The organism is Mycolicibacterium helvum (genome assembly GCF_010731895.1).
Classification (GTDB): domain Bacteria; phylum Actinomycetota; class Actinomycetes; order Mycobacteriales; family Mycobacteriaceae; genus Mycobacterium; species Mycobacterium helvum.
Genome location: NZ_AP022596.1, coordinates 4,640,929 through 4,666,380, shown reverse-complemented (window position 1 = coordinate 4,666,380; position 25,452 = coordinate 4,640,929). Strand labels below are relative to the sequence as shown.

The window sequence follows — 25,452 nt, the reverse complement described above, 5'->3', positions numbered from 1 at the left end:
AGCTCATGGGCAATGAGCGGGCCACCGGGTCCCGCGGTTGTGTGAACTCAGCTACACGAACAGATACAGCCCGACCAGCACGCCCGCAACGGCCAGGTTCCACGCGCCGAAGACTGCCCTCAAAGCCAGGGGCGCATGCCGTAGCTCCATGAAATAGCTACCCACAAAATGCACTTTGGTGAACGCGATGAGCATGATGCCGATCGCTGCGTAACGCTGTGGCAATTCGTGCCCGACACCGAGTATCCACGACGCCAGGGTCGCCGCGATCAGGATGAACCAGACGATGGTGATGCGATCACGCAGAAGGGTCGTCAGCATCATTTCACCAGGTACAGAAGCGGGAAGATCACGATCCACAGCAGATCGACCATGTGCCAAAAGCACGCAGCGCCTTCAAGGTAACTCCACTCCCGATCGGCAAGGACGGGCTTGCGGCTCAGCTTCACGACGAATAGCAGCAACGCCATACCGATGACCACGTGGAAGAGATGCAACCCAGTCATCACGTAGAAGTACATGAAGAACTGGTTGGTCGCCGGAACGATGCCGTGGGAGATCTTCTGGCTGTACTCGATGACCTTGTTGATCACGAACACCACACCGCAGGCCATGGCCGCAAAGATGAGCCTGCGCGCCAGCTGACGGGCGTTGTGTCGCAACGCTCGAACTGCGGTCACCACCAACAGGGAACTGGTCAACAGCACAAGCGTGTTGACAGCCCCGAACGTCTGGTTCAACCGGAGCTGCGATTCGTCGAACACGCCGGGAGTCTGGCCGCGGTAATACAGATAGACACCGAAAAGCATCGCGAACACGGTCATGTCACCGAAGAGGAAGACCCATACGCCCTCCTCGGCGGGAAGCCGCCGTTGGGTCCTTACCTCCTTGTCCACGAACCCGTTTGACTCCGACCGCCGTGCCGATGTCATCGGACTCCGGCGAAAGGTGAACCCGCGGCCGATATCCGGCCGGCGATCGCCCCGATCGGCCTGTTGCACACCGTGACGATCCACCCACCCTTCGTGTCGATTGCGCCGCTGCGCCACAATTTAACCGAGAATAAAAACAAGGTAGCATGGCGACATGCCCAATCAGCTGAGCCAGGAAGAAACGCTGCTCGTCGAGACCGTGCGGTCATTCATCGATCGGGATGTCAAACCGACGGTGCGCGACGTAGAACACGCAAACGAGTACCCGGCCGCGTGGATCGATCAAATGAAGCGGATCGGCATCTATGGGTTGGCCGTGCCCGAGGAGTACGGCGGCTCGCCCGTGTCCACGGCCTGCTACGTCCTGGTGACCCAGGAACTGGCTCGGGGCTGGATGAGCCTGGCCGGCGCCATGGGCGGTCACACCGTCGTGGCCAAGCTGATCTCCCAGTTCGGGACCGAGGACCAGCGCAGCAAGTATCTGCCGGCGATGGCCACCGGCGAGCTGCGAGCCACCATGGCGCTGACCGAACCGGGCGGTGGGTCCGACCTGCAGAGCATGTTGACCACTGCGCTACCGGCCGCCGACGGAAGCTCCGAGCTCGTCATCAATGGGTCCAAGACCTGGATTTCGAACGCCCGGCGGTCCGGACTCATCGCGTTGTTGTGCAAGACCGATCCCAAGGCGACGCCCAAACACGCGGGTATCTCAGTCATTCTCGTCGAGCACGGCCAGGGCTTGACCGTGTCGCGCGACCTGCCCAAACTCGGCTACAAAGGCGTTGAGAGCTGTGAACTCTCGTTCGAGAACTGCCACGTACCCGCGTCAGCCATCCTGGGTGGCGTGCCCGGCCGAGGTTTCGCGCAGATGATGAAGGGACTGGAGACCGGACGCATTCAGGTTGCTTCTCGCGCACTGGGAGTGGCCACCGCCGCACTCGAGGATTCACTGGCGTACGCCCAAGACCGGGAAAGCTTCGGTCAACCGATCTGGAAACACCAGGCCGTCGGGCATTACCTGGCCGATATGGCCACCAAACTGACCGCCGCGCGCCAGCTGACACTGCACGCAGCCAACCGCTACGACAGCGGTGAGCGTGCCGACATGGAGGCCGGGATGGCCAAACTGTTCGCCTCGGAAGTCGCCATGGAGATCGCACTCAACGCGGTTCGTATCCACGGCGGATACGGCTACTCGACGGAGTACGACGTCGAACGCTATTTCCGTGACGCACCACTGATGATCGTCGGGGAGGGCACAAACGAGATCCAGCGCAACGTCATCGCCGCGCAGTTGGTCTCCCGCGGCGGGGTATGAACCCACCCGTGGCCAGCAGTCCCCGACGGGACCCCCACGCGTGAGATCGCGCACTCCGCTGGCCAAGAACCGACCGGGTTACGACCGCGCTGCCCCCTATAACGGGGCGGCACTCCTATCATCAAGCGATGCCCACGAAGTCGCCCACCGCGGACCTCACCGACACCAAAGCTCAACGGACGCGCGCACGCATCCTCGACGCGGCTGCTCAGGTGCTGAGCGTGAAGGGCTATGCCGGCACCCGGCTGACCGACATCGCCGAGCGGGCCGAGGTTCGAGCACCGGCGATCTACTACTACTTCAAATCGCGCGAAGACCTCATCGAAGAGGTGATGTTCTGCGGAATCAGCGACCTGCGCAGCTATCTCCAGGAGGCACTTGACGCGCTTCCGCCGGAGACCGCCCCGATGGACCGCATCATGACTGCGGTCGAGTCCCACTTGCGACACGAGCTCGAGCTGTCCGACTACGCCCGAGCATCAATCCGTAATTCGGGCCAGATTCCCGAACACCTCAAGGCCCGGCAGAAGAAAGAAGAGGCCGCCTACAACCGCATGTGGCGGGCCCTGATGAAGGATGCCGCGGCCGATGGCCAGATTCGCGACGATCTGGATCCGCTATTGGCCCAGGCACTGGTTCTGGGTGCGCTGAACTGGACGGCCGAGTGGTGGCATCCCAGGCGTATCTCGGTCGAGACGATGGTGGCCAATGCCCAGGCATTCGTTAAGCACAGCCTCAGTCCGGGATCCGCTCCCAAACGAGCGCGGCGACGACGCGCCTGACCGGATCCCATCCCCCGCAGTCACTTCAGCGATCCACGTCTCATCCATTTTCGATTCTATGTTAAATTATTTTCCATGACTGAGGCTTATATCGTTGACGCCACCCGAACCGCGGTGGGCAAGCGCAAGGGCAGCTTTGCCGACGCGCATCCGGCCGACATGGCCGCACATGTGATCAAGACGGTCGTCGGCCGCAACGACATCGATCCCGCGGCGATCGACGACGTGATCCTGGGGTGCCTGGACAACATCGGGTCCCAGGCCGGCGACATCGCGCGGACCGCGGCCCTGGCCGCGGGACTACCCGAGTCGGTTCCTGGTGTCACGATCGACCGCCAGTGCGGATCAGCCCAGCAGGCAGTGCATTTCGCCGCCCAGGCAGTGATGAGCGGCACTTCCGACCTCATCGTCGCCGGTGGAGTTCAGAAGATGAGCCAGTTCCCGATCCTGAGCGCATTCGGCGCCGGCGAGCCGTTCGGATCGACGGATCCCTGGACGGGTTGCGAAGGCTGGAAGGCCCGCTACGGCGATCAGGAGATCTCTCAGTTCCGGGGCGCTGAGATGATTGCCGAGCAATGGAACCTCAGCAGAGAAGACAACGAGCGCTTCGCGTTCCAGAGCCATCAGCGTGCCCTGCGCGCCATTGCCGAGGGACACTTCGCCCGGGAGATCACTGAGTTCGCCGGGCTCAGTGTCGACGAGGGCCCACGTGCGGACACCTCGCTGGAGAAGATGGCGTCGCTGCCGACGTTGGTTGACGGTGGTGTGCTGACGGCCGCTGTGGCCAGCCAGATCTCCGACGGCGCAGCGGCACTGCTGGTGGCCTCCAAGGCCGCCGTCGACCGCTTCGGGCTGAAGCCACGAGCGCGCATTCACCATATCTCCGTACGCGGCGCCGACCCGGTCATGATGCTGTCCGCACCGATCCCCGCGACGCAGCACGCCCTCAAGCGCGCCGGGCTGTCGATCGACGACATCGACACCGTCGAGATCAACGAGGCCTTCGCTCCCGTCGTACTGTCCTGGCTGGCCGAGCTGGGAGCTGATCCGGCGAAGGTCAACCCCAACGGCGGCGCCATCGCGCTGGGCCATCCGATCGGCTGCACCGGCGCTCGCCTGATGACGTCGATGCTTCACGAGCTCGAACGCACCGGCGGCCGCTACGGACTCCAGACCATGTGCGAGGGTGGCGGTCAGGCGAACGTGACGATCATCGAGCGGTTGTAGAGCGTGAAGAGATCGCTGTACGAGGCCGACCACGAGGCCTACCGGGAGACCGTTCGCGAGTTCCTTGCCAGGGAAGTCGTTCCCCATCAGCATGATTGGGACAACGATCGGTGGATAGACCGCTCAGTCTTCGCGCGCGCCGCCAAATCCGGTATCTACGCTCTGCAGATCCCTGAGCAATACGGCGGGGCTGGTGAAGCCGATTACCGCTACCGCATGGTGGTCTGCGAGGAGATTGCGCACATCAACGCGCTGTCCTTCGGTCTCACCGTGAGCCTGCAGGACGACCTGGTCTTGCACTACCTGCTCGATCTGACCAATGCGGACCAGAAGGATCGCTGGCTGCCTGGCATGGCCGCCGGTGAACTGATCGGCGCGTTGGCCATGACCGAACCCGGCGCCGGCAGTGATCTGCGCGGCATCCGCACTACCGCCCGCCGGGACGGCAACCATTGGATCCTCAACGGGCAGAAGACCTTCATCTCCAGTGGGATCATGTCCGACGTTCTCGTCGTCGCGGCACGAACCAACCCCGAAGGGGGGTCAAGGGCCTTCAGCCTGTTCGTCGTCGAACGCGATACACCAGGATTCGAACGAGGGCGCAAGCTGGACAAGATCGGGCTGCCCGCCCAGGACACCTCCGAGCTGTTCTTCCGCGATGCGCAGGTTCCTGCGGAAAACCTGTTGGGCGAAGCCGGATCAGGCCTTCAGTACCTGATGAGCCACCTGCCGCGAGAACGACTCGGCGTCACGGCAAAGGCCATGGCCACCACCCGCGCGATCTTCAACATGACTGTCGAATACTGCAAGAGTCGTCAGGCGTTCGGCGGCCCGCTGACTGACAAGCAACACGTCCGGTTCGAATTGGCCGAGATGGCCACCGAAATCGACGTCGCGGAAGCCTACACCGATCGAAGTGTGCTGGCGTACAACGCCGGCGAGCTCACGGCGGTGGACGCGGCAAAGGGCAAGTGGTATGTGAGCGAACTGCAAAAACGCATCATCGACCGGTGCCTGCAGTTGCACGGCGGATATGGCTACATGCTCGAATACCCCGTAGCACGAGCCTATCTGGACACCCGCATCCAAACGATCTACGGTGGCACGACCGAGATCATGAAAGAGATCATCGGCCGCGAAATCGCGGCGCCCTAAGGAAATTCCGACGCGAGAAGGGGATGCGGTTCGCCGCATCCCCTTCTCGCGTTGCCTGCTGAGGCCACCACCGCCATAGCGGTGGTGAATAACGCTGGCGCCGGGGCCTAGACGGTCACACCCGCTGCCGTGAGCATGGCCACCCGGTCGACGACTTTGACCCGGGGACGCGAGACGGCTGCACCCTGGTGCCGCTCAGCGGCATCGATATGGCGCCATCCAGCCAGGTCGACCACCGCCACACCGCGTGCGGCGAGGACATCCGCATCGACCCGGTCCGCTGATACCGGTTGGGGCAGGGTTCCGGCACGAGCATCCGCAAGCAGACTGGTCACGGTCTCGCGGGCGCACAGCCGGTTGGTGCCGATGACACCTCGGGGCCCGCGCTTGATCCACCCTGCGACGTACACCCCCGGCACCGGGACGCCGCCGCGCAGCACCCGGCCCGCCGCGTTCGGGACCACGCCGGCGTCGTCGTCGAACGGCAGGCCGTCGATCGGCACACCTCGATAACCCACCGACCGCAGCACCATAGCGGTTTCGATCAACGCGGTCCCCGTTGCATCCTGAACCTCAAGGCCCTCAACGCGTTCGGACCCGACGATCTTGGTGGGCCGGCTGCCGAAGCGCAGTACGATCCGCTTGTCTGCCGATGTCCGCGGTCGCTGCGCGTACTCGGTGACGATGTCGAACTTGAGCGCCCGCTCGTGATCGTCGGGCCGCGGGCCGAGTTCTCCCTCAACGACGATGTCGACCCCGGGCAGCGAGCCGAGCGCCAGCAGTTCACCGACGGAGAAGGCACCGTCCGCCGCGCCGCGACGGCCCAGGACGACAACCTCACGGACGTCGCCGCGGCCGAGCTGGATCAGCGCATGTTCGGCGATGTCGGTGGTCGCCAGCTGATCGGGGTTCGACACGAGCACACGGGCCACGTCGAGCGCGACGTTGCCGTTTCCGACGACCACCACGCGCGGCCCGTCGAGCTCGAGTTGGCGTTCGGCGTGGTCGGGATGCCCGTTGTACCAGCTCACGAACTCCGATGCCGCCATGCTGCCCGGCAGATCCTCACCGGGGATGCCCAGATCGCGTGCCTGCGAGGCACCTACCGCGTAGATCACCGCGTCGTGGGATGCCATCAGTTCCTCGTGGGTGAGGTCCCCACCGATGGCGACATTGAAAAAGCACGTCACGTTCGGGCTCGAGAGGGCGGTCTCGAACACCTGCGAGACGTCCTTGGTGCGTTGATGATCCGGCGCGACACCGAAGCGCACCAGACCGAACGGCGTTGGTAACCGATCGAATACATCGACCTGCACCCCCGGGCTACGGACCAGGTCCGAGATGGCGTAACACGCCGCCGGGCCGGCACCGACCACGGCCACCCGCAGCTGATCTCGTCCGAGGGCGGGAGGCGCCCAGTTCGCGGGGCTCGGCCGGACGGTCAACGGCTCGGTGGCGAAGTACTCGGCGTTGATCGCCTTGAACCGGGTCTGCGATTCCGGTAACTCGTCCTCGTGGTAGATCGCACCGACCGGACACACTTCGACGCAGGCACCGCAGTCCACGCATGACCGCGGATCGATGTACAGCATTGGAGCGGTCTCGCCGGCCGGGCTGGGCACGGGTCGAATGCAGTCCACGGGGCATACCGGAACACAACTCGCGTCGGTGCAGCAGTTCTGCGTGATAACGAAGGCCATGGGTCTTCTGCGTCGCCTCTCGTGGGGATGAACTCAGATGTGCGGGATAGCGTGTGGGCGCGCTCAGGGCTCGACGGAGAGAGCGCTCGTCGGGCAGTTGGACACTGCGTCCTCGACCACGCCGAGGTCGCCATCCGGGTCGCCGATCACGTGTGCCTGACCGTCATCACCAACCTCGAAGACCTTGGGAGCTGTCATCTCGCACATACCGATTCCGGCACATTTGGTGGTGTCCACTCGGATGATCATCAGAACAACCTCCGCATGATCTTGACGGCACTGTCGGTGTAGGGCGGGTACGTCAGCTTGAGATCGGGTCGCGCGGACTTGGCCAGCACGGCCCGTCGGTGGCTGAGGGCCTCGAAGCCCCAGCGGCCGTGGTACTGCCCCATTCCGCTGGCACCAACGCCACCGAATGGGAGCTGGGGAACCAGGCAGTGCATGGCGACGTGGTTGATCACCGCACCTCCCGATGGGATGGCGTCGACGAGTTCGCGGCCCAGCTGTCGGGAGTTGGTGAAGACGTACAGCGCCAGCGGCTTCGGCCTGGAGTTGACGAAACCGACGGCGGCCGTGGTGGACTCCACGCTGATGATCGGCAGCACCGGGCCGAAGATCTCGTCGGTCATCACCGCGTCGGTGGGCGCAGGGTCGCGGACCACGGTCGGTTCGACGGACAGTGAGCCAACATCGGTGCGCCCGCCGGCAACGATCGTTCCGCTGGTCGTGTCGATCAATTCCTTGAGCCGATCGAATTGGCGCCGATTGACGATGCGCAGCCCGCTGTCGCGGTCCTGCGAGCGGAACTTGTCGATGTATCCGATCACTTTGTCGGTGAAGGCGTCGACAACGGCACTGTCGGCCAGGACGTAGTCGGGCGCGATACAGGTCTGGCCGGAATTCATCAGTTTCACCCAGGCGACCCGTCGCGCGGCGACGTCAAGGTCGGCATCCGCGGTGACGATCACCGGACTCTTGCCGCCCAATTCGAGGGTCACCGGAGTCAGTGTCGGCGCGGCCGCTGCCATGATCTTGCGCCCGATCTCGGTGCCGCCGGTGAAAAGCACGTGATCGAAGCCTTGAGCGATCAGGTTCTGGGTGGTGCCGCCGTCGCCTTCGATCACTCGGAAAGCCTGATCATCAACGTATTTGGGGAGAACATCGGTCAACAACTCCGACGTGGCGGGCGCGAGCTCGGAGGGCTTGAGCACGGCGCAGTTGCCGGCCGAGATCGCGGCCACCAGGGGAGCCACACTCAGATAGAACGGGTAGTTCCACGGGCCGATGACGAGCACCACACCCAACGGGTCGTACTGAACCCAGCCACGACCGGGTAGCTGAGCCACGGGCAGCGGCTGGCGGATCCGTCGCATCCACTTCTTGAGGTGCTTGCGTGCATATGTCGCTTCGCCCTTGGTCGAGGCGATGTCCCCGAGCCAGGCTTCGACCGGTGGACGGCCCAGATCGGATGCCAATGCCCTGGCGATGGCCGGCTCTTGTTCATCGCAGAGCGCCTCGATGCCGGCCAGCTGGTCAAGTCGCCAGTGCAGCGATCTGGTGCGTCCCGTCGCAAAGACCCGGCGTAGGTCAGCCGCCGCGGTTTCACCCGACTCGCCGACCGCCGAATCGGCAATTACGTTGACTGTCACGAGATGCTCAGAACTCCGGCTTCGGCACGACGCCGGTACTGACCGCGCCGGTGAGCCCGCCGTCGACGGCCAGCGCCTGACCGTTCACCCACCGGGCGGCGTCCGAGGCCAGGAAGAGAACGACCGACGCGATGTCGGCAGGATCGGCGTGGCGACCGAGCAGGTCCTTCACCCCGTCCAGGGTGTCCTTGCCCATCGTTTCCTCGAAGTCGGCAAGAATCGGCGTTTCGACCGGACCGGGCAGGACCGCATTGATCCGAAAGCCCATCTGCCCGAGTGCCAGTCCCATCATCTGGGCGTAGACGGTGGTGACTTCTTTGGAGAAGTTATAGGCGTTGCCCTGTTGTGGGTTGGCCTTGAACCAGGCTGCGCCCTCTTCGAAGGTGTCGGTCGCCAGCACGTCGCGAATCGCGTCCAGACGTTCGGGCCAGCCGAACCCCGCCGTAGAGGACACGATGGTGATGGCGCCACCGGGCACGAGCCTTTCGAAGAAGGCTTCGCTGAGATGGCGTACCGCCAAGCTGTTGACCGCAAATACCAGGTCGGCCGCTGCGGTCCCCGGAATGCCCGCGACGTTCATCAATCCGTCGTAGGACCCCTCGAGGCTCTCTACCGCCGCGTCGATGTTCCGCGGGTTGGCCAGGTCGACCGGAATGTGCCGCGCCACAACCGCGCTGGGCTGGTTGCGATCGAGGCTGGTCACCTCGGCTCCCGCCGCTATCAACTGTTCGGCGACGGCGTGGCCGATGCCGGACGCCGCACCGGTGACCACATAGCGCTTTCCCGAGAACTCAGTCATGGGGTTCTTCCGTTCAGTCGAGGGTGTAGGGCAGGGACTTCACGGCGCGCACGAAGTTGCCGACGAGGTACTCCGGCTCGCCGACCCGCAAGGTGGGCGCACGAAATATCAGCTCCCGGAATATCGCTTCCAATTGCATCTTCGCCAGGAACGACCCCATGCAGAAGTGCGGTCCGCCGCCGCCGAACCCGATGTGTCCGTTGGGCTCCCGGGTGATGTCAAACTGGTTCGGGTTGGGGAAAACCCGTTCGTCCCGGTTGCCCGAGGAGTACATCATCAGAACCCACTCCCCTTCCTTCACCGGTTGACCACAGAGTTCGGTGTCCTGGGTCGCGGTACGCCGGAACGTCATGACCGGGCTCGCCCAGCGTACGAACTCCTCGATACCGCGCTTGATATGACCGTCAAAATCGTTGTGCAGCAACGCCCGCTGTTCCGGGAACTGCTGCAATGCCATCGTCGTCAGTGTGACGGTGTTTCGCGTGGTGTCATTCCCGGCCACCGACAGCAGCACGAAGAACGCCCCCAGTTCCTCGTCGGTGAGTCGCCGGCCGTCGATCTCGGCCTGAACCAGCAGGGACATCAGATCGGAAGTGGGATGGGCCCGACGCTGCTCGGCAAGTTCGAGCCCCATGGTGAGCAGGCCGACGAGGGACTCGTTGAGAACCTCGCCCGACTCGCGCCCGGCGGCCACGTCGGCGTCGGCCCACGACACCATTCCGTCGGCATGGTGGGCGGCCTCGTCACGAGATTCCTTTGGCAGACCGACCATCTCGTAGATGGTCCACATCGGCAGTCGCTTGGAGACCTGCTCGACAAAATCGCCGCTTCGGGTCTCGAGCAGATCGCTGACGATCGTCTTCGCTTGGTTCTGGATCTGGTCATGGATCTTGGCGACCTGGCGTGGGGTGAAGACCGAACTGATCAGCCGGCGCAGCACCGAATGCTGTGACCCATCCATCGCCAAGAACGATTGCGCCGCATCCAGGATGTCCTCGGGAACCGCCTCGATCATCACGCCCTGTCCCGAACAGAACAGTTGTGGGTTCTTGCTGACGTAGGCGATGTCCTCGTGGCGCGTCACCACCCAGAGGCCGTCGATCTCGGCCTCCATCAACGCGCCTTCGATCGGCTTGTGCCAGCTCAGGGGCCGCTCGTCACGCAGGATCTTGAACGACTCTTCACGTTCCTCGGCGGTTTTCGCCCAGAAGCTCAGCGGAGAGATGTCAACGGGATCGTATTGCCGTGCGGGTGACAGTGTTTCGGTGTTCATCGGTGCGCTTCCAGGTATGGTTGTCGGAGTTTCCCCTTGGCTAGCTTTCCGGTGGCCAGACGCGGAAGCTCGTCGACGAAGTCGACGCTCTTCGGGGCTTTGTAGTGCGCGATGCGGTCCCGCACGTAGGTGATCAGTTCAGCGGCCAATTCGTCACTGCCGATCTGTCCCGAACGCAGTTCCGCAATGGCCTTGACCTGCTCGCCCATCTCGGGGTCGGGAACGCCGATGACCGCCACATCCGAAATCTTTGGATGCAGGGCGAGGACATTCTCGACCTCTTGGGGATAGATGTTCACCCCTCCGGAGATGATCATGAACGCCTTGCGATCGGTGAGGAACAGGTAGCCGTCCTCGTCGACGTATCCCAGGTCGCCCACGGTGGACCAGTTGTCATGGCTGGGGTGTCTTGCGCTGGCTGTCTTTTCGGGGTCGTTGTGGTAGTCGAAGACGGCCCGGTCACGTTCGAAGTAGATGGCTCCGATCTCGCCGGGTGCGAGTTCCACACCCTCGTCATCGCACACGTGCAGCGCGCCCAGCACCGCACGCCCGACCGAACCACGCTTGTTCAGCCACTCATCGGTGGTCACGACCGTGATGCCGTGACCTTCGGTGGCTCCGTAGTACTCGACGAGAATCGGCCCCCACCAGCTGATCATCGCCTGCTTGACATCGGGTGGGCACGGCGCGGCGGCGTGCACCGCCAACCGCAACGACGACGAGTCGAACGCACTGCGCACCTCGTCAGGCAGCTGCAGCAGGCGAACAAACATCGTGGGGACCACCTGGGTCACCGTGATCCGGTGATCCTGGATGGCTCGCAGCGCCGCGGTCGCATCGAAACTGTTCATCAGGACGACGGTGCCACCCAAAGAGTGCACACCACCACACCACTTCAGGGGCGCTGCGTGATAGACCGGCGCCGGCGAAAGGTACCGGTCGTCGGCGGTGATACCGAAGGCCTGGGCGAGCATTCCGACCAGCGGATCACCGGGCTCGTCGACCTGGATGTCGAGCAGGACCGGCTTGACGCCCTTCGGCCGGCCGGTGGTGCCCGACGAGTAGAGCATCTCGGCTCCGCGCGGCTGGTCCGACAGCGCCTCGAAGCTGGGGTCCAGGAGCACTTCGTAGGGTCGATAAGCGTCGATGTCCCCGCCGTAGCAGTACCGATGGTGAACGTCGGGTGTGAGCGCAGCGATCTGCTCGGCAAGCCCACGAATCCCCGCCGAGGCGAACAGCACCCGGGCCTGGGAGTCGTTGATGATGTAGGCAGCTTCGTCAGCGGTGAGATGCCAGTTGACCGCAACGATGTACAGGCCCGACCGGATGGCGGCCCAGTACACCTCGAACGCTTCGGCGGCGTTGTCCGAGAGCAGTGCGATCACGTCACCCCGGCGAAGGCCAAGTCCGTGTAAGGCGCTGGCGATCGACGCGGAGTGCTGCTCGAGCTCGCCGTAGGTCAAGGTCTGGCCCGATTCGGCCATGACCACAGCGGGCCGACCGGGGGCTATCGCGGCATGGGTTCCTGGGAACATCGGTCAGGCCAGCAGATCGTCCCGGCCATCGGCCTTCAGACGTTCGATGTAGGACGGATAGAGCTTCTTGCCCAGCGGAGCGAGCTTGAGCAGGCTGGCGACATTTCCCTCGACGGTGATCTTCTTCTTGGCCATCGCCAGCGGCAGGTTCACCTTGCCCTGCCAATAGGCATTGCCGGTCTCCGACGTCATCGACATCGTGGCGGTCGGTGCGGTGCCGCCTTCGAGACCTTCGCGGACGGTCTTGTTCGCCATGTCGATCACGACCATGGCTGCCGGATCCGAGAAATCGAACGCGACCACGATCCCGGTGGCCTCGAGCTTGGGACCGATCTCGGGATCAACGAAGGCAGACTCGAAGATTCCGCCGATGTACTTCGTTACCTCTGCAGAGCTGGCGAACCCCATCGTTCTCCTTAATCTATATTCGATTTAAATTATGTGGTGGACCGCTTCGTGTCCAGGTCTGAGACCATGGTCACACCTTCCCCACCCCAAGTCAACTTTGCCTCAGCCGATCCGGGCGGCTCCCCCGCCGGTAGCCCGACCCGACGACAACCAACTACAAGTGTTGTCAGACTGGCCTTTTGGAGTTGTGGTCGCGCTGTCGCCGTCGCGTCCGGTAACGGTGCGCCTAGGCGTCCGCAGCCACCGGCAACGACTCCCCCGACGGCTGACCTTTGACTACCGCAGCCCGCAACCCCAGGCCCATGCCAACGAGGAAGATGGCGTAGGTGGTAAGGGCAAGCCAGAAGACGAAGATGCCCCGCCAGGAGAACGGCCCGCTGTGGAAGAAGTACGCCAGTGGGTCAGGGATGAACGACGCCGCGATCCAGAAGTTCAGGTAACCGAGCCAGCGGGGCAGCGTCCTGCGGCGGTCGCCGAGAATCGCTATACCGATGGCGATGTTCTGAATGATGAACGGCGCGATCGGCGTGATGAACAGCAGCCAGGCGAGGTCGTTGAGCGTGACGGTCAACTCAGGATTGCGATCCGGCCGGAACGCGATCACCGCCATCAACAGCATCGGCACCACCAGCAACACCCCCGTGACCGCCCCGGCGACGAGCTGGACAAACGTGAGTATGGGAGTGCGCCCCTCGATCCGGAGCATGAAGGTGGCGATCAGGCCGACGAGCGGGAGTACCAGGCAGATACCGATCTGCGCGATGATCAGGCCGAGGATGACGCGCGTGTCATGGTGATAGAAGCCCACGACCTCCTCGGTCGTGCTGGAAGATCCCAGTGGCAGCGGCAGGATGCCCGCGATCAACCATCCGCACAGTGTCACGACCGCGGCCGCCGGGCCGGACCACGCGCACATCAATTGGACGCGACGAGACATGACCGATGCACTCCTTAATATGAATTAAAATATAGAGCCGGAGCCCGGCTGGAGCAAGGGGTGAGCGGCACGGCCTCGACATATCTGCCGGGGCGGGCGCGCCTGGCACACCGTGGTGACGCCAGCTGATCGCTGCCGGCGTGCATACCGATACTCACCGGGCCCGCGCGAGGATTCGCGCAGCCCGGTCCAGCACCGGCTTGTCCACCATCTTGCCGTCGACGACACACACCTTGCCTCCGGAGGCCTCGGCAGTCACCCGGTGTGCCCACTCGAGTTCCGCCGGCGACGGCGAAAAGCGTTCGTTGACGACCGCGATCTGGCCCGGATGAATACACAGCTTCCCGCCGAAGCCCAGCCGGACCGCGTGGTCGACATCCGCGGAAAGCGGTCCAGCCGAGCTCAGGTCGGTCGTCACACCGTCTAACGGTGCGGGGCGCCCGGCCGCCGCCGAAGCGAGAACCAAGGCACTGCGGGCGTACAGCAGGGGTTCGTGCAGCGCGGGGTCCACCCCCACTTCGGCACCGAGGTCGACGCTGCCGAACGCCGCTCGCGCCACCGCTTCGACCGCACAGATCGCCGGCGCCGCATGAACTCCGGCAGCCGTCTCGATGAGCGCGATCAGCGGCGTACCCGGAGATAGCCGGTCGGCGATGCCCTCGAGCTCAGACACGCTGTGCGCCTTGGGAACCATGACCGCGCATTGCCGCCGTGACACGGTTTCGACGTCGCCGTCGAACCACTCGGTGGCGCTGCCATTGATCCGAACCGCCACCGGCACACCGGTGCCGAGGAACTGGTCTACCGCCGCTCGCGCGGCGAGCTTGTCCTCGATTCCGACAGCGTCTTCCAGGTCCACGACGACGAGATCGGCACCGCTGGCGACGGCTTTGCCAAAACGGTCGGGGCGGTCACCGGGAACGAACAGGACGCTGCGGGCGAACGCGATCCGCTCGGCAATGCCCGTCAGCGCGACACCGCCGGCCGGTGAGCCGCCACGATCTTGTCGACAACCAGTTTCGCCGTCTCAGCACAGGCGGTGGTGCCACCGTTCGCGTACTCCTTGACCCCGTCGCCGACGTTCCACAGGTTCCGGAACGGGGTGTCGTGAGTGAGGTCGTAGCCGGCGACGGCACGTTGCGGGGGCCATTCGTCGCGGGTGACGGCGATATTGAGGATGCGGGCACGGTTGTCGAAGTCCTCGATGTTCTCCCGCAGATCCTGTAGCAGGAACTCGGTTTCGGCCGCCTCGTCGAAGTCGCCGGTCGGATTGTCGGGCACGGAGGTGCCCGCGTAGAGATTCCAGCCCGCCGGCGCCATCTCGGGGCACACGTCGGTGAAGTTCGCGATGTAGGCCAGTCGGCGCGATTTCGCGAAGCTGAGCATGCCGGGCACGTCGACGAGACGTTCCTGGCTGGCGAAGTTCACCGTGATCATCGATGTCGGACGGTCCGCCTTCTTCACCAGGTCCTGGTAATCCGGCGGAACGTTCTCCTCGCCGATCAGCCGGACGGTGCCGGCGGGACCGATATCGCTGACCACCACGGGTGCGTCGATCCGCACCGTCTCACCGTTGCGGATGACGTCGATCCCGGTCACGACGTCACCGTCGCCCTTGTGGATCTTCGTCACCGGCGTTGACAGCCAAAGCTGGCCACCGTTGGCCACCACCGCGTCGGCCAGTGCGCGCCAGATGCCGATGGTGCCTTCGGGATGGAAACCAAAGCGTTTGAACGCACTCTTGCGGGTGAAGTAGGTGAGGAACACCCGGGCCGGCAGATCCTGTGAGCCCACCGCGAACACCGAGGCGCACATGTTGCGGAAGATCCCGTGCACACCCTCGTTCTTGGTGTATTTGGACACCCAGTCAGCGGTGGACAGTTCGTCCTCGGGCAGACCGGAATCGTTGCGGGCCGCCCCGATTCCCTTGACCAGCTTGGCACCCTGCCGGGTCAGCTTGCCGAGCAGGAAACCCCAGCCGCCGCCGGTGACGTCGACGTCCTTACCCGCGATGCGGTACAGGATCGGCGGCTGCGGCTCACGGATGTCGAAGCGCGCGCCCACCTCGTTGCAGGTCTCTTCGGTGATGCCACCGACCTCGATGACGATGGCGCCGTTGTTGACCTTGAAGCCGTCAATATCGTCGGTGGAGGCCCGACCGCCGACCTTGTCCAGCGTCTCGACCACCAGTGTGCGGTAGCCGAGCTTGGTCAGGCGAGCGGCCGTGAAGAGGCCTCCCGCACCCGCGCCGATCACCACGGCGTCGAACGTGTTTTCTGCTGACGTCATCGTCATTCTCCTTCAGTCCGGTGTCGGGTGGTCAGTACGAACGGGGCAGGCCGAGCGAGGTTTGCGCGACGAAGTTGAGCACCATCTCCCGGCTGACCGGAGCGGTGCGCATCAGCCTGGTCAGGAACCACAGTTCCGAGAGCCCGTATTCGTGGGAGAGACCGTTTCCGCCGTGGGTTTGGATGGCCTGGTCCAGTGCCTTCAGCGCGGCTTCGGATGCCGAGAACTTGGCGATGTTCGCCGCTTCACCGGCGGACTCGCCCGCGTCGAACTGCTGGGCGGACAGCGCGGTGGCCAGCCGGCTCAGCTCCACGGCAATGTGGCTCTCGGCCAGCGGATGAGCGATGCCCTGGTGCGCGCCGATCGGGGTCGACCAGACCGTGCGCTCCTTGGCGTAGGCGACGGCCTTCTCGATGGCGAACCGTCCGACGCCACCGCAGATGGCACCAACCAGAATTCGTTCGGGATTCAATCCGTCGAACACCTGTCGCAGCCCGTTGCCTGCCTGTCCGATCAACGCGTCCTCGCCGATCTCGACCTCGTCGAGGAAGACGGTGAACTGCTTGTCCGGCGAGACGATCGAGGTATCGATCTGCTGGTAGGTCAGGCCTTTCACATCGGTCGGCACCACGAACAGCGACAGCTTGGACTTCTCCGGGGTGGACAGGTCGCCATCGCGTGCCACCACCAGCAGAGCGTCGCTCTGATCGATGGCGGAGATGTAGTACTTCGATCCCGAAAGCACCCAGCCGTCAGCGGTCTTGCGCGCTGTTGTCTTGACATTGTGGCTGTTGGATCCGGCGTCGGGTTCGGTGAGACCGAACGCCACCTTCTGGCTGCCATCGGCAATCCCGGGTAGCCACCGCTGCTTCATCTGTTCGGAGCCATGGATGGCGATGATGCTGCCGCAGATGGCCGGGGAGATCACCCAGATGAGCATCGGCATGCCATGGGCGGCAAGTTCTTCGACCACCACGACGGCCTCGGCCATACCCCCGCCGCCGCCGCCGTAGGCTTCGGGCAGGTGAACGCCGAGCAGGCCGGCGGCGCCGAGGTCCTTCCAGAGTTCCTCGATGCCCTCGCCCGCGCGGCCCCGCGCCAGAAAGTACTGCTGCCCATAGCGATCGGCGATGCCCGCCACGCTCTCGCGGATCGCTTTGTGCTCGTCGCTGTCCCGAATGAGTCCTGCCATGGTCATCGCCCTTCGAAAGTCGGTGTCCGCTTCTGCGCGAACGCGGAGAATGCACCTGCCGCATCGCGGGTGATTCCTGTTTTCTTGGTGCCGCGCAATTCCGCAGCCAGCTGTGCCGTGAGGTCGTTACCCCAGCTTTCCCGCAACAGCTTGCGCATCGTCGCAAACGCGACGGTGGGTCCTTGTGCCAGCTCGCGCGCCAATGCCGTTGCACGACTGTGGAGTTCGTCAGCCGGCACGATCTCGTTCACCAGGCCCCATTCGAGGGCCTCATCGACACTGATCGGCGTGTTGCGCAGGTACGCCTGCGCGGCGCGGCGCGGCCCGATCAGTCGTGGCAGGTGATAGGTACCACCCCCGTCGCCGGACAGCCCGATGGCGGCGAAGGCGGGAACGAACCTGGTGCCCTCTGCCGCGAGGACGAGATCGGCGGCATAGACGAACCCCATGCCACCGCCGGCCACCGCGCCGTGCGCGGCTGCCACGATGGGCGCTTCGATCCGGCTCAGGATGTCGAACGCCTCGTGGAACGGCCAGATCATCCGCTCGAACAGCCGGTCGTAGCCCTCACCCCCGCCCTCCAGGAAGTACGCAATGTCACCGCCCACGGTCAGCGCCGGGCCGTTGCCACTGATCAGGACTGCGCGCACCGAGGGATCAGCGGCGATACGCCGTGCCACCTCCAAGAACTCCTGGGCCATCCGCAGATTGATGGCATTGCGCTGCGCAGGGCGATTCAAACAGATCGTCGCCACCCCGTCTTCGACCCGGAAGTCGATGGTCTGCAGACGGTTGCCACCGTCGAGTGCGGCATGCCAGGCGGCGGTGTCGGTGAGTTGATTCAGGGACGCGATACGACCGGCCCCGTCGAAGGACAGGAGGTGGACGAAGGCTGCGTCGAGCTCGGCTCCCGAGCGGCGAGCCGTGCCGCGATATGCCCCGATCACCACGAGCCGGCCGTCTTCCAGCGGCTGGAAGTCTTCGGCCTCGGCGCGGACCTTGAAGTGCTCCCCGATCCGCCACCACAAGTTCGTGCGCATCGCCTCGGCGCCGACGTGGGTACCGCCCATGGCGAGGGGCAATCCCGGCGCGGCGTGGCCGACGAAGTCAGGAGCCAGTAGCCGGTCGATCGCATCCACATCACCGGTGGCCAGCGCGCCATAGAGCGCTTGTGCGGTTGCGACCTTGGTATCGGGACGGGCCTCAACCGACATAGCGCACAATCGATTCGATCACCGCGGCGGGCTTGCTGGCCCCTTCGGCCTCGATCGTGGTCACCATGGTGGCCTGCACCGCACCGTCCAGCGCGTCGACCCGCGAGATCACCGACGACGCCCGAAGCTTGGCCCCGACGGGCACCGGGGTGATGAACCGCACCTTGTTGAACCCGTAGTTGACAGCCATGGTGACGTTGTCCACCCGGTAGAGCTCATGCATGAACCGCGGCAGCAGGGCAAGTGTCAGTAGACCGTGGGCGATGGTGCCGCCGAACGGTCCGGACGCGGCGCGTTCGGGGTCGACGTGAATCCACTGATGGTCATCGGTCGCGTCGGCGAAGCCATCGACACGTTGTTGATCGATGGGCAGCCAATCTGTTGGCCCGAGTTCGGTGCCCGCCGCCGTCGTGAACTCCGCAAGGTCTTGGAACACTTTCATGACTTCGCTGATCCCTTCGTTTAAACGTGCGTTCCCACGGGACGCCCGTCGTGTAATTGATCGAGGTATTCGGCCATCCCGTGCAGCACCTCGCCGTCGGCTAGTTCCCAACGGATCGCTGACTCGACGATGCGAGTCCCGACCGTGCCGTCCGCGTTACGGTGCCGCAGCGGTACGGAGGACAGTGCTTCACCTCGCAGCCGCCAGTGGTGTTGCCCCGCCGCGATCGATAGGTCGATCTGCTGTTGGAATCCGTCGTGATCACGCGCGGTGGTGATCTTCACCTCGTCGCATGCGTGCAACACCGAGCCGTCGAATACGAATCCGCCGCACCTGCTGGATCCGTCGGGATCACCGAAATAAGCTGCCATGAAGCCGAATTCGGCACTGCAGCCGTGCAGCCAGCGATAGAACCACGGCGCCTGCCAAGAACGCGGCCCCCAGGAATGATCACGCAGGCCATGGCCTGCGACGGTGAACCGATCCGGACCGAGCTGGATCCGGCCACTCACCGCACAGAGTTGCTCGTAATGATGCGGCGCGAACGACTGCCCGTCAGATTCGAACGTCTGCTCGTGGGCGCCGGCTAGTGCCCGGTACCGCAGTTCGATGTCGGCCCGCACCATGGGATGAGACGCCAGCGCGGCCTTCGGATCGTTCATCGCGCGCGGATCTGCCATGACGCAGAGGTCACCGCCGAACCGAATGCTGAGCTCTTCCATCGGCTGGAGAACCTCCACGACCAGGCCACCGGCATTCATGGCTTCGTTGGTCGTGACGGTGGGCCGCAGGAATCCAAACCCGACGGCCCCTCCGGGTAGGTACAGGCAGACGGTTCGTTCGCCGATACCCTCGTTCGGCCGGTTGGCCAGGCGCAGGAATCCGCCGAGATCGAGCGCCGGGTCGTGGAACTCGAAGTACATCGACTCGTTGAAGTTGACCTCTGCCCCGACCTCGTGCGGGTAATCGTCGGCGGCGGTCAGCATCGAGGTACCCCCGGCCCGGCGGTGGTTGCCACGAAGCCATCGCGCATCAGCACCGTGGTGCCTGCCCGGCTTGGTGAGCCGATGGCCATCGCTGCCGACCTCCTTCGCATTCTGCTCATGGTTTTGAATGTTGCTTCGACTTGGTCACGTGTCATTCATCACGGTTATGATCCGACGCTAACATAGTTTTCTAGTCTCTGTTAAATTTTGTTGCGGCAGAATGGGAGCACCGGATGTCACACACATCGGCGGACGCGGTCGGCCGAGGCCTCAAGACCCTGACCGGCACCGTGGCGCACGTCGCACTGCCGCTCCCGCTACCCGACCTGCAGGTCGTCAACGCGTACGTCATCCACTGCCCCGACGGAGTCACCTTGGTCGACCCGGGATGGGCATACCCGCCGGGTGAGACGGCGTTGACTGACGCGTTGCATGCGCTGGGCTTCGGCCTCGGTGACGTACGCCGAATCGTGGCCACCCACCAACACTGGGATCACTACTCGCTCGGCGTGCGGTGGCGTGATCGGCACGGCATCGAATTGATGCTCGGACGCGAGGAACGGCACAGCATCGCGGCGTTCGCGCAGCAGCCCGATGAGGTGCACCCGAACCAGATCGGCGCGCTGGTCCGCGCCGGCGCGGCACAGGTGGCCGGTGAAATCACCGCGCTCGAGTGGGAGGCCTACGAGCTTGATGTGGCCTTTTCACCCCCGGATTGCTGGCTGGACGACGGCGACGTCATCGACTGCGGCCCCACCCAGATCACGGTCCGTGCCACCCCGGGACACACCAGGGGACACGTCGTCTTCGAAGACACCGCACAGGGCCTGCTGTTCACCGGCGATCACCTGCTGCCCCGCATCACCCCGTCGATCGCGTTCGAGCGCGCCCCCGAGAAGCTACCGCTGCGCTCCTATATCGACTCGCTTCGCCTGGTTCTGGACCTGCCCGACGCGAGAATGCTTCCGGCGCACGGCGCCACCGATGCCGGCACGCACGCCCGGGCCCACGAACTGATCCAGCACCACGAGGTCCGGCTGCGACAGATCGGCGACCTGATTGCCGCCGGGCGCCACACTGCGTACGAGGTGGCCACCGCGATGCTGTGGACGCGGCGGGAACGCACGCTCGACGAGCTTCAGACCATCCATCAGATGACGGCGATCCTGGAGGTGCAGTCGCATCTCGATCTGCTCGAACTACGGGGCGCCCTGACCGGCGCCGACGTCGACGGTGTCCGCAGCTTTGTCGTGGCCTGACAACTGCTGCACCAGCCGGTACTTCTGCACCTTGCCGGTGGGCGTCGTGGGCAGATCCTCGGCCCGGTAGAAGGCAACGCGTTTGGGCACCTTGAAGCGTGCCAGCTTCTCTCGGCACAGCGTCAGCACGTCCTGTTCCGAGATCTCCTGACCGGGCGCCGGAACCACGACGACGCAGCCGATTTCGCCCCATCGCTCGTCGGTCAGCCCCACGGCGAACACCTGGCTGATGCCCGGATGCCCGGCCAGTAGGTCCTCGATCTCCTTGGGCATGACCAGCTCGCCGCCGCTTTTGTACAGCTCTTTGCTTCGGCCGGTCACCTGGAGGTATCCGTCAGCGCGGATGCGCCCCAGGTCCCCCGAGTGCAACCACCCGTCACGGAGCGTGCGGGCAGTGTCGGCTGGGCGGTTCCAGTACTGCGACATCGTCGTTGGACCCCGCGAGATCAGCTCACCCTCGGTGCCCGGCGTCACCGGCGCACCGGTGTCGGGGTCAACCGCGCAATAGACCACCAGGGTGTCGGTACCGGGCACCCCGGCCGCGCCTGCCAATTTCGGCCTTCCCACCGTTTCGGACAGCGCCTCGAGCGGATCTTCCGGCAGGGTGAGTGTCATCGCCCCACCGCTTTCCGTCATGCCGTATCCGGTGACGATCTCGGCGACCCCGAAATCTCGGGTCACGTTCTCCCACAGCCAAACCGGGGCCGGTGCTGACCCGCATAGCACGGCATCCAGAGAGCTGAGGTCATAGCGGGTGCGGGCCGGGCTCTCCAGCATTGCCACGGCCATCGTCGGTACACAGAGCATGTCGGTGGCGCGGTGCCGCTCGATACCTCGGAAGTAGCCCTCGGCACTGAACGACGGCTGCAGGATCACCGCTCCGCCGACGAACATCACCGATAACAAACCCTCGATGTAGCCGAACATGTGATAGCAGGGCAGGGAGTACAGAATTCGGCGCCCGTCCTGGTAAGCACGTGTCAGCGCCGACGCGTAGGCGGTGCGCAACACCGCGTCGTGCGACACCATCACACCTTTGGGCGCCCCCGTCGTCCCCGACGTGTAGAGCATGTCACCGGCAGCCAGTGGGTTGACGTCGGGCGGCGCGAACACGGCGCCCACCGTGCCCGCGAGTTCGCCGAGGCCCGCTACCGAGAGCGCGCCATCGCGTGGTTCACCCCCGGTGTCCAGTACCACGACATGGCGCAGACCGGGGACACCGTCGGCGGTGGCTGGCCGATCGGCGAAGCCGGGGCGGCTCCAGCCCGGGATGATCCCGTCGAGCATCTGCTGGTAGTCCAGCGAGCCGAACTCTGTCATCGTCACCAGCACCCGGCATTCGGAATCCGCCAGCACGAACGCTAATTCGCTCTCGCGGTAGAGATAGTTGAACGGCACCGCGATCGCACCGACACGGGCGATCGCGAACTTCACACTGACGAATTCTGGATAGTTGGCGACCAACATTCCCACCCGATCGCCGGGCCGCACACCGAGAACGGACAACCCCGCGGCAAGCCTGCGAGACTCCTGCGCGACCTCCCGGTACGTCGCCGATCCCGCGTCGGCCAACACGAACGGCCGCGAAGGATACTGTGCCGCACACCTGTCGAGCCAGCCTGCCAGGCTCGTCGGTTGCCAGGACGGAAAACTCTCTCGGAGAGCGAGGCGACGAGCCTCGATAGACGGGCGAACGGTCACAGTTCGCTCAGTTCCTGCGCCAGTGCGGCCTCCCGCAGGGCAAAGCGCTGGACCTTGCCCGTCGGGGTCCTCGGAAACTCATCGATGAGGAACCACCGGGCTGGCACCTTGTAGGCCGGAAGCCGGTCTCGTGCATACGCGACCAGACTGTCCCGCAGGCTTACTCGCACACGACCACCGACGCGGCATACCACGGCGACGATCTCCCCCATCCGCTCGTCGGGAAGGCCCACGGCCACCACATCGAGCACATCGTCATGTTGTGCGATGACAGACTCCACCTCGGCGGGTGCGATGTTCTCACCGCCGCGGATGATCAGCTCCTTGAGCCTGCCGGTGACCCTGAGAAAGCCGCGTTCGTCCATGGTGCCCAGATCGCCGGTCCGCACGAAACCTTCCGGGTCGACGGCGGCTGCGGTGGCATCCGGATCATGCAGGTACTCGACGAACTGTTGATACCCACGGGCACAGATCTCCCCGACCTGACCGATGGCCACAACCGCACCGGTGCCCGGATCGATGACCTTGCAGTCGAGTTGCGGCAGTGGGCGTCCCACCGTGTGCAGCTGGTCGTGCCGACTGTCCTCCGGGCGGGTCAACGAGACCACCGGCGCGAGCTCGGTCTGGCCGTAGAGATTGTGCACTCGGGCGCCGAATACCTTCGCCGCGCCGTCGATCAGCTCACTCGATACGGTGGCCGCCCCACCCATGATCACATCGAGGCGCGGCGCCGGCCGGCCCTCGTCGGCTTGGCGTTGCAGCAGGGCGTGCAGCACTGCGGGGACATAGAACAGCACCGAGACGTTTTCCCGGCGCAACGTCTCGAGCGCGGTTTCGGGGCTGAATCGTTCGGACAGAACGACGGTGCCGGCCACCCACAGCGGACCCAGCGTGGCGATGACGCAGCCGGCCGTGTGGAACAACGGTAGTGGGTTGCAGCAGATCGCCCCCTCGGCCACCCTGGCAGCCTGCATCGTGAGTTTGGCGACGTTGATCAGGGCCCGGTGGGTGAGCAGGACGCCCTTCGGGCGGCCGGTCGTACCCGAGGTGTATTGCAGCATGACCGGCGAATCCGCATCGGTGCCGATGTCGCTGGCCGCGGAACCCGACGGTGCCAGCCATGGTTGCGACAGCGAGATCCGTTGAATGCCGGGAATACTCCCGCACACGCTCTCGGCGACCGCGCCCATCTCATACCCGCGACTGTTGTCCGCATGCAGCAGCAATCGTGCTCGGCTGTGCCGTAACGCATACTCGAGTTCGTCGTGGCGCAGCACCGGATTGAGCGCCACCAGCACGACACCGGCCAACGCCGCCCCATATTGGATGACCGTCCACTCGATGACATTGGGAGCCCACAACGCCACCATGTCGCCGGGTTCCACCAGCACCGCCAGTGCCGCGGCTACCCGGTCGGCCTCATCGAGAAGCTCGGCGTAGGTGAGCCTTTCAATGCGATCGGTACCGTGGCGGACGCCGATCACGGCCTCCCGATCCGGGTGCTCGCCGGCCCGTATCCCCAGTAATTCGCCTATGGTGTGGCCGACCAGCGGCACTGCGCGGTCGGCCGGTCGATACGCCCGGGGGCGCGCACTCGGGTCGAGATCGGACACTGGCGACGTGCTCATGGCACCATCACTCAGACGGGATTGCGGCCGAGCTTGGCGTCCGACATATCGCTGATCTGCGACCACCGTGAGGTGATGTCGGCCAGGCTGGGCGGCGTGGTGAAGGTGACCCCGTCATTCTGGAATTGAGCGACCCGCTGCACCAGTCCGCCGCCGACGACGAACACCGATGCGGTGTCGGAGTTCTCCGCTGACACGAGGTACCCGACGGCCGGCGCCACCAATTCGGGATCCAGCTTGTCCAGCAGCTCCTGCGGAGCGATGTCGGCGGTCATCCTGGTAGCAGCCAGCGGCGCAACGGCGTTGGCCGTGATCGAGTACTTGGCGCCTTCGATGGCCAGGGTGTTGATCAGGCCCACCAGACCGGCCTTGGCTGCCGAGTAGTTCGCCTGGCCGAAATTCCCGTACAGGCCGCTGGTGGACGTGGCGACCACGATGCGCCCGAAGTTCTGCTCGCGGAAGTGCGGCCACGCGGCCCGAATGACATTGAATCCGCCGTAAAGATGCACCTTCTGGACGGCATCCCAGCTCTCGCCGGACATCTTGTGGAACGCACCGTCGCGCAGGATGCCTGCGTTGCTCACCACGCCGTGTACCGCACCGAACTCATTGAGCGCCGTGTCGATGATCGCGGCTGCTCCGGATTCGTCCGCGACGGAATCGTAGCTGGCCACCGCCTTGCCGCCTGCGCTTCGAATCTCCTCGACCACGGTGTCGGCGGCCGCGGTACCCGCACCGGAACCGTCTCGAGCTCCGCCCAGGTCGTTGACGACGACGAGTGCCCCGTTGGCCGCCAAGAATCGCGCATACGAACGGCCCAGGCCGCCTCCGGCACCCGTGACGATGACGACCTTGTCTTCAACACCCGACACTTGCACTCCTCCGTAACGTCCCAGTTGTCTCAAATCTAGATTAAAAAAATGTCCTGAGTCAAGGCGCCCGCCCGGCTGTACCGCCCCTGTCAGCTAGTAGTTGGCGACGGCGCTCTCAGGATGATCCATGAATCTGTGTTCAATTATTCCGGCG

Annotated in this window: 24 protein-coding genes; 5 read left to right on the top strand and 19 right to left on the bottom strand. The window is 64.6% G+C overall.

Annotated elements, in window-relative coordinates; translation table 11 throughout:
* Window positions 1-51: 51 nt before the first annotated feature.
* Complete coding sequence (locus G6N38_RS21895) at window positions 52-324, bottom strand: cytochrome C oxidase subunit IV family protein (RefSeq protein WP_163750104.1); 273 nt, start codon at window positions 322-324, stop codon at window positions 52-54.
* Complete coding sequence (locus tag G6N38_RS21890; protein WP_163750103.1) at window positions 321-932, bottom strand: cytochrome c oxidase subunit 3; 612 nt, start codon at window positions 930-932, stop codon at window positions 321-323. Before G6N38_RS21890 ends, G6N38_RS21895 begins: the two co-directional genes overlap by 4 nt.
* Window positions 933-1,086: 154 nt before the next feature.
* Here G6N38_RS21890 and G6N38_RS21885 point away from each other — a divergent pair, with 154 nt between their 5' ends.
* The 4 genes from G6N38_RS21885 (at window position 1,087) to G6N38_RS21870 (ending at window position 5,414) form a co-directional block, all read left to right on the top strand.
* Entirely contained in the window at window positions 1,087-2,250 is a 1,164-nt protein-coding gene (locus tag G6N38_RS21885; protein ID WP_163750102.1) for an acyl-CoA dehydrogenase family protein, read from the top strand.
* Window positions 2,251-2,462: 212 nt separating this feature from the next.
* Window positions 2,463-3,032: a TetR/AcrR family transcriptional regulator gene (locus G6N38_RS21880; protein WP_246228075.1), complete on the top strand. Its 570-nt coding sequence runs from the start codon at window positions 2,463-2,465 to the stop codon at window positions 3,030-3,032.
* A 75-nt stretch (window positions 3,033-3,107) separates the two neighbouring features.
* Window positions 3,108-4,259: an acetyl-CoA C-acetyltransferase gene (locus tag G6N38_RS21875; RefSeq protein ID WP_163750100.1), complete on the top strand. Its 1,152-nt coding sequence runs from the start codon at window positions 3,108-3,110 to the stop codon at window positions 4,257-4,259.
* Window positions 4,260-4,262: 3 nt separating this feature from the next.
* On the top strand, window positions 4,263-5,414 hold the full coding sequence (locus G6N38_RS21870) for an acyl-CoA dehydrogenase family protein (protein ID WP_163750099.1): 1,152 nt from the start codon (window positions 4,263-4,265) through the stop codon (window positions 5,412-5,414).
* 107 nt (window positions 5,415-5,521) lie between these two features.
* Here the strand turns inward: G6N38_RS21870 and G6N38_RS21865 are convergent, their stop codons facing one another.
* From G6N38_RS21865 to G6N38_RS21800, 14 genes are all read right to left on the bottom strand, one after another.
* Window positions 5,522-7,114 carry an FAD-dependent oxidoreductase gene (locus G6N38_RS21865; RefSeq protein ID WP_163750098.1) on the bottom strand — a complete coding sequence of 531 codons (1,593 nt, stop codon included), beginning with the start codon at window positions 7,112-7,114 and terminating at the stop codon, window positions 5,522-5,524.
* A 63-nt stretch (window positions 7,115-7,177) separates the two neighbouring features.
* Window positions 7,178-7,363, bottom strand: a complete 186-nt coding sequence (locus tag G6N38_RS21860; protein ID WP_163750097.1) for a ferredoxin — start codon at window positions 7,361-7,363, stop codon at window positions 7,178-7,180.
* Window positions 7,363-8,763 (bottom strand): aldehyde dehydrogenase family protein, encoded by a 1,401-nt coding sequence (locus G6N38_RS21855; RefSeq protein WP_407662794.1) that lies wholly within the window; start codon window positions 8,761-8,763, stop codon window positions 7,363-7,365. Before G6N38_RS21855 ends, G6N38_RS21860 begins: the two co-directional genes overlap by 1 nt.
* A 7-nt stretch (window positions 8,764-8,770) precedes the next feature.
* Window positions 8,771-9,562: a coniferyl-alcohol dehydrogenase gene (locus tag G6N38_RS21850; RefSeq protein ID WP_163750096.1), complete on the bottom strand. Its 792-nt coding sequence runs from the start codon at window positions 9,560-9,562 to the stop codon at window positions 8,771-8,773.
* Between the two features lie 13 nt (window positions 9,563-9,575).
* Complete coding sequence (locus tag G6N38_RS21845) at window positions 9,576-10,835, bottom strand: cytochrome P450 (protein ID WP_163750095.1); 1,260 nt, start codon at window positions 10,833-10,835, stop codon at window positions 9,576-9,578.
* The gene (locus tag G6N38_RS21840) at window positions 10,832-12,370 is read right to left on the bottom strand and encodes an acyl-CoA synthetase (RefSeq protein ID WP_163750094.1); all 1,539 of its coding nucleotides are present in this window, start codon (window positions 12,368-12,370) and stop codon (window positions 10,832-10,834) included. Before G6N38_RS21840 ends, G6N38_RS21845 begins: the two co-directional genes overlap by 4 nt.
* A 3-nt stretch (window positions 12,371-12,373) precedes the next feature.
* Window positions 12,374-12,778 (bottom strand): SCP2 sterol-binding domain-containing protein, encoded by a 405-nt coding sequence (locus tag G6N38_RS21835; RefSeq protein ID WP_163750093.1) that lies wholly within the window; start codon window positions 12,776-12,778, stop codon window positions 12,374-12,376.
* A gap of 226 nt (window positions 12,779-13,004) precedes the next feature.
* On the bottom strand, window positions 13,005-13,715 hold the full coding sequence (locus G6N38_RS21830; protein ID WP_246227369.1) for a hypothetical protein: 711 nt from the start codon (window positions 13,713-13,715) through the stop codon (window positions 13,005-13,007).
* Window positions 13,716-13,869: 154 nt separating this feature from the next.
* A complete protein-coding gene (locus G6N38_RS21825) occupies window positions 13,870-14,685 on the bottom strand; it encodes an HpcH/HpaI aldolase/citrate lyase family protein (RefSeq protein WP_407663011.1) in 816 nt (271 codons plus the stop codon).
* Window positions 14,682-16,004 (bottom strand): phytoene desaturase family protein, encoded by a 1,323-nt coding sequence (locus tag G6N38_RS21820; protein ID WP_163750092.1) that lies wholly within the window; start codon window positions 16,002-16,004, stop codon window positions 14,682-14,684. Before G6N38_RS21820 ends, G6N38_RS21825 begins: the two co-directional genes overlap by 4 nt.
* Before the next feature lie 31 nt (window positions 16,005-16,035).
* A complete protein-coding gene (locus G6N38_RS21815) occupies window positions 16,036-17,196 on the bottom strand; it encodes an acyl-CoA dehydrogenase family protein (RefSeq protein ID WP_163750091.1) in 1,161 nt (386 codons plus the stop codon).
* A gap of 2 nt (window positions 17,197-17,198) precedes the next feature.
* A complete protein-coding gene (locus G6N38_RS21810) occupies window positions 17,199-18,410 on the bottom strand; it encodes an enoyl-CoA hydratase-related protein (protein ID WP_163750090.1) in 1,212 nt (403 codons plus the stop codon).
* On the bottom strand, window positions 18,400-18,852 hold the full coding sequence (locus G6N38_RS21805) for a MaoC family dehydratase (protein ID WP_163750089.1): 453 nt from the start codon (window positions 18,850-18,852) through the stop codon (window positions 18,400-18,402). Before G6N38_RS21805 ends, G6N38_RS21810 begins: the two co-directional genes overlap by 11 nt.
* A 20-nt stretch (window positions 18,853-18,872) precedes the next feature.
* Entirely contained in the window at window positions 18,873-19,838 is a 966-nt protein-coding gene (locus tag G6N38_RS21800) for a DUF7064 domain-containing protein (protein WP_163750088.1), read from the bottom strand.
* A 233-nt stretch (window positions 19,839-20,071) separates the two neighbouring features.
* Here G6N38_RS21800 and G6N38_RS21795 point away from each other — a divergent pair, with 233 nt between their 5' ends.
* Complete coding sequence (locus G6N38_RS21795) at window positions 20,072-21,097, top strand: MBL fold metallo-hydrolase (RefSeq protein WP_163750087.1); 1,026 nt, start codon at window positions 20,072-20,074, stop codon at window positions 21,095-21,097.
* Here G6N38_RS21795 and G6N38_RS21790 read toward each other — a convergent pair.
* The 3 genes from G6N38_RS21790 to G6N38_RS21780 are packed head-to-tail and all read right to left on the bottom strand — an operon-like array spanning window position 21,038 to window position 25,298.
* Complete coding sequence (locus G6N38_RS21790; RefSeq protein ID WP_163750086.1) at window positions 21,038-22,798, bottom strand: class I adenylate-forming enzyme family protein; 1,761 nt, start codon at window positions 22,796-22,798, stop codon at window positions 21,038-21,040. The two genes, G6N38_RS21795 and G6N38_RS21790, sit on opposite strands and share 60 nt — an antisense overlap.
* Window positions 22,795-24,426, bottom strand: coding sequence for a class I adenylate-forming enzyme family protein (locus G6N38_RS21785; protein ID WP_163750085.1), 1,632 nt, complete (start codon window positions 24,424-24,426; stop codon window positions 22,795-22,797). The genes G6N38_RS21790 and G6N38_RS21785 overlap by 4 nt, the downstream gene beginning before the upstream one ends.
* Window positions 24,427-24,437: 11 nt before the next feature.
* Window positions 24,438-25,298, bottom strand: coding sequence for an SDR family oxidoreductase (locus G6N38_RS21780; RefSeq protein WP_163750084.1), 861 nt, complete (start codon window positions 25,296-25,298; stop codon window positions 24,438-24,440).
* Between the last annotated feature and the right edge of the window lie 154 nt (window positions 25,299-25,452).

Bases quoted from the DNA above. Each gene is read 5' to 3' on its own strand.
- G6N38_RS21895 (WP_163750104.1), bottom strand. From the start codon at position 324: ATGATGCTGACGACCCTTCTGCGTGATCGCATCACCATCGTCTGGTTC.
- G6N38_RS21890 (WP_163750103.1), bottom strand. From the start codon at position 932: ATGACATCGGCACGGCGGTCGGAGTCAAACGGGTTCGTGGACAAGGAG.
- G6N38_RS21885 (WP_163750102.1), top strand. From the start codon at position 1,087: ATGCCCAATCAGCTGAGCCAGGAAGAAACGCTGCTCGTCGAGACCGTG.
- G6N38_RS21875 (WP_163750100.1), top strand. From the start codon at position 3,108: ATGACTGAGGCTTATATCGTTGACGCCACCCGAACCGCGGTGGGCAAG.
- G6N38_RS21865 (WP_163750098.1), bottom strand. From the start codon at position 7,114: ATGGCCTTCGTTATCACGCAGAACTGCTGCACCGACGCGAGTTGTGTT.
- G6N38_RS21860 (WP_163750097.1), bottom strand. From the start codon at position 7,363: ATGATCATCCGAGTGGACACCACCAAATGTGCCGGAATCGGTATGTGC.
- G6N38_RS21850 (WP_163750096.1), bottom strand. From the start codon at position 9,562: ATGACTGAGTTCTCGGGAAAGCGCTATGTGGTCACCGGTGCGGCGTCC.
- G6N38_RS21845 (WP_163750095.1), bottom strand. From the start codon at position 10,835: ATGAACACCGAAACACTGTCACCCGCACGGCAATACGATCCCGTTGAC.
- G6N38_RS21840 (WP_163750094.1), bottom strand. From the start codon at position 12,370: ATGTTCCCAGGAACCCATGCCGCGATAGCCCCCGGTCGGCCCGCTGTG.
- G6N38_RS21835 (WP_163750093.1), bottom strand. From the start codon at position 12,778: ATGGGGTTCGCCAGCTCTGCAGAGGTAACGAAGTACATCGGCGGAATC.
- G6N38_RS21830 (WP_246227369.1), bottom strand. From the start codon at position 13,715: ATGTCTCGTCGCGTCCAATTGATGTGCGCGTGGTCCGGCCCGGCGGCC.
- G6N38_RS21820 (WP_163750092.1), bottom strand. From the start codon at position 16,004: ATGACGTCAGCAGAAAACACGTTCGACGCCGTGGTGATCGGCGCGGGT.
- G6N38_RS21815 (WP_163750091.1), bottom strand. From the start codon at position 17,196: ATGGCAGGACTCATTCGGGACAGCGACGAGCACAAAGCGATCCGCGAG.
- G6N38_RS21810 (WP_163750090.1), bottom strand. From the start codon at position 18,410: ATGTCGGTTGAGGCCCGTCCCGATACCAAGGTCGCAACCGCACAAGCG.
- G6N38_RS21805 (WP_163750089.1), bottom strand. From the start codon at position 18,852: ATGAAAGTGTTCCAAGACCTTGCGGAGTTCACGACGGCGGCGGGCACC.
- G6N38_RS21800 (WP_163750088.1), bottom strand. From the start codon at position 19,838: ATGCTGACCGCCGCCGACGATTACCCGCACGAGGTCGGGGCAGAGGTC.
- G6N38_RS21795 (WP_163750087.1), top strand. From the start codon at position 20,072: ATGTCACACACATCGGCGGACGCGGTCGGCCGAGGCCTCAAGACCCTG.
- G6N38_RS21785 (WP_163750085.1), bottom strand. From the start codon at position 24,426: ATGAGCACGTCGCCAGTGTCCGATCTCGACCCGAGTGCGCGCCCCCGG.